The organism is Staphylococcus ureilyticus (genome assembly GCF_002902235.1).
Lineage (GTDB): Bacteria > Bacillota > Bacilli > Staphylococcales > Staphylococcaceae > Staphylococcus > Staphylococcus ureilyticus.
Map to the genome: position 1 here is coordinate 6,725 of NZ_PPRL01000140.1, position 3,376 is coordinate 10,100.

Sequence of the window (3,376 nt, forward strand, 5' to 3'; positions counted from 1 at the left end):
TATAAAATACTTTGATGTAATAAATAACAAGCACCAAGTTTAATTTATATCAACATAAATTAAATTTAGTGCTTAACAAAAAATTACGGAAACTATTCGTAAATATATAATTATTGCTCAATCAATTGAATTAAATTACCACAAGTGTCATCAATGATTGCTAATTTAATTCCTTCAACCTCTTTTGGTACTGTATGGAATTTCACATCTAGATCTGACAGTGACTGATATGTTTGTTCTAAATTAGAAACGCCAAACATTGTGACAGGAATACCTGCATTAAATAAATCGTTTTGATATGTTTTTGCTATAGGATTCTCATTAGGTTCAAGAACAATTTCTACCGGGTTGTCAGAATTGTTTTCTTTTACAGTTAACCATTTAAACCCGCCACCAATCTCCATATCATGTACAAGTTCAAAACCAAGCTTTTCTGTATAAAATTGTTTTGCCTTTTCTTGATCATCTACAAAAATACTCGTAGCAATTATTTTCAATTTATTTCCTCCTTTATTTATAAATATTTTTAATGTCTTCTTTTTATACCCAATTCTTGTCCCCTGACACTTTAAATATTCAACCAATGATTCATAGTTAAATTAAAAATATTAAAGTTGTTAGTAATGACAATGCCAATGAATACTAAATTATTAGTAATTTGAACATACCTTTTATCTGTACTAAAATAACTAATGTAAGTCTTATGTATTTAATTATGGGAGGTTTAAATTTTGGAAGCTTTAACTGAATTACGCGAAAAAAAGCATTTAAGTTTGTCTAAATTAGCGATTAATTTAAACAAAAGTTATGAGAAAAATTACAGAATATGTCAAATTTGGGATTGGGAACATGGATATAGAGAACCATCAGAGAATGACACTAAAATACTAGCTGATTATTTCAACGTATCTCAAAAAACATTTAATCAATAATTATATGAATTTAGTACGAATATTGAATTTATATAATTATTGATTAGATTGTTATCATGTATCACTATTTATATATAAACTAGACAACTATCATTTATTAAATCGTCTAGTCGACATGCAAAGTCACAGATAGTTAATGTATGTTTATTGTTAATGAAAGTCATGCAATAATAGCCATTTTCTAACTGTTCAGAGTCTGTATGTTGTTTGAGCCTGAAACATTTTCAGGCTCTTTTTTGTAGTGTTATTCATTACTTTTTATAAACAATTGTAATAAAATAATCTACGCCTTCCACAGTGTTCGTAACAGAAGGTGTCACTGATACGAGTTCCCAGTGTTGTTTATCATCCACTTCATGTAAAAATTGGTTCACTCGTCCATCAAATTCTTCAAAGCTTTCTTCGTATTCCATATGCAAAGTTTTAATAAACATATTTGTCTCCTTCTATTATTTTGTATTAATTATTTTCTTATTATAAATCTTCCAAATTACTGAAACAAACATTTTAAAATATTTGAGGACTTAATAAACTATAAATTTGTAAATATACTTTAAAAACTTATGATTACTGCATTTCATTATCCAACCAATCAACAATTTCTTTAAAAATACTTTTATTAAAAGAAGATTCATTAAATATTTCATGTTGTAAACCATCATATATATGAATTGATTTGTGTTCTGAACCTATTTCATCAAATAATTGTAGTGAATCTTTATAACTCACCAAACCATCCTCTTTACCATGTAATATTAATGTAGAATCAATAAATTTAGAGGCATTTTCTTTTAAATACTTTATTCCCTCAATGAGTGTTGATACTAGCCCCATTGAAATTTGTTTAGCGTTTAAATCATCTAATGCATATTTTTCAACAACTTCTTGATCAGAGCATAGTCCTTCACTAAGCACGTTATCAAAATAACTATTCATATCTATCTGTTTGTCTACTTCACCAAATAATTTTTTATTATATCTCGTTAAAGCTCCTGATGTTATGATGCCACTTACTTCATTCGGATGTTGTGTACCGAATAAAGTTACAGTATATCCACCCATACTATGACCAATTAAATAAATTTTACCTTCATAATTTTCTTTAACTTTATCAATCACTGCAGATAAATCTTCTACGATTTCATCCTTATTACTATAAAATGTCTGCTTTCCTTCCGAACGGCCGTGTCCGCGTTGATCATATCTAATAACATTGAATTCATTTTCATTCAAATAACTAGTTATTTCATCATAACGATCAAGATGTTCAGCTAATCCATGGACAATGATAATATTTGATTTAGCCTTTTCAACTTCATTTATTTTTGTATAAAGTTTCGTGTTATCTTTGGACAATACATATTTTATATAATTCATTTTCACTTCACCTCATAGTATTAAAAATAAATTTATTTATACTATTAAAGTCCCCCTTTCAAATTAAAAACAAACTTAATCAGCCTATAATATTCCATAAATTCGTAAATGGTGTTTGACCTCGACCTTCTTTCAACCTTTAAATCTTAGTTAATGATATGATTATATTGGAGGGCGATATGAATGGCGAAATATATATTATCCTATAATTTAAATTCTATTTCTTATGGATATGAAAAGTTACCATCAAAGTTAAATCTTGTAGGTAAACCATTGTACATTTATAAAGGACTGTGGTTATTAAAAAGTGACTTGGATCAAAATACCATTTGTGAAAATATAAAGAGTGCTTTCAATTCAAATGATGATTTTTTAATATTTGAAATTAATCAAAGTCCTTTAGGCACCTTGAGTGCACAAAAGTACGACGAAATATTAAATTTACTTAATGATTAAACATATTCTTAAATTTGAATGTGTTTTTTATTTGTATTATTTAAGTTAATTTCATAAATATGTTATACTTTTTATTACTTAAAAGATTTATGTATAGTACAATTATATAAATGGTCAGTTTTGTACTTCAACCTATTTCACAGTTTCATTTGCAATTTCATAATTTTAAAACAATGACCATTGTTAAGGGGATATTTATGAAAATTATTGATTTCAAAATTAGTAACTATGATATAATCTATACTGTTAAAACGGATAACGGACATACGTTTTCCCACGCTCTACCAAAGGATACAACATCACAAAATGTTCATCGTTATTTGAATATATTGTGTATTAATGTTGACCGAACAAAGTAATATATACCTATAATTATTAAGAGGACAGCTCTTTTAACTGTCTTTAACTATCAAATAGATACAATATTTCTAACAAAGTCTAGCAAATGATCTGTAAAGTTCATTTACTAGATTTTTTTATTCTCATTAATTCATACTACATTCTTCAACTAAAATCATATTTATTTAATTCTTTTATAAAAATTTTGTTATAATTAAGTTTAAAATAATTTTTCAGAATATTAAGATTCTATTTTATATAAAATAATGATA

Annotated in this window: 5 protein-coding genes; 2 read left to right on the plus strand and 3 right to left on the minus strand. The window is 26.3% G+C overall.

The window, feature by feature from the left end; translation table 11 throughout:
* Positions 1-110: 110 nt before the first annotated feature.
* Entirely contained in the window at positions 111-497 is a 387-nt protein-coding gene (locus tag CD150_RS11865; protein WP_046207475.1) for a VOC family protein, read from the minus strand.
* Between the two features lie 234 nt (positions 498-731).
* Here CD150_RS11865 and CD150_RS11870 point away from each other — a divergent pair, with 234 nt between their 5' ends.
* The gene (locus tag CD150_RS11870) at positions 732-932 is read left to right on the plus strand and encodes a helix-turn-helix domain-containing protein (protein WP_046207474.1); all 201 of its coding nucleotides are present in this window, start codon (positions 732-734) and stop codon (positions 930-932) included.
* Between the two features lie 251 nt (positions 933-1,183).
* On the opposite strand, the gene CD150_RS11875 is transcribed toward CD150_RS11870, so the two are convergent.
* Complete coding sequence (locus CD150_RS11875; RefSeq protein WP_064209478.1) at positions 1,184-1,366, minus strand: hypothetical protein; 183 nt, start codon at positions 1,364-1,366, stop codon at positions 1,184-1,186.
* Positions 1,367-1,499: 133 nt separating this feature from the next.
* Positions 1,500-2,309, minus strand: a complete 810-nt coding sequence (locus CD150_RS11880; protein ID WP_073342949.1) for an alpha/beta hydrolase — start codon at positions 2,307-2,309, stop codon at positions 1,500-1,502.
* A 183-nt stretch (positions 2,310-2,492) separates the two neighbouring features.
* On the opposite strand from CD150_RS11880, the gene CD150_RS11885 reads away from it, so the two are divergent.
* The gene (locus CD150_RS11885) at positions 2,493-2,765 is read left to right on the plus strand and encodes a hypothetical protein (protein ID WP_073342953.1); all 273 of its coding nucleotides are present in this window, start codon (positions 2,493-2,495) and stop codon (positions 2,763-2,765) included.
* Positions 2,766-3,376 lie beyond the last annotated feature (611 nt).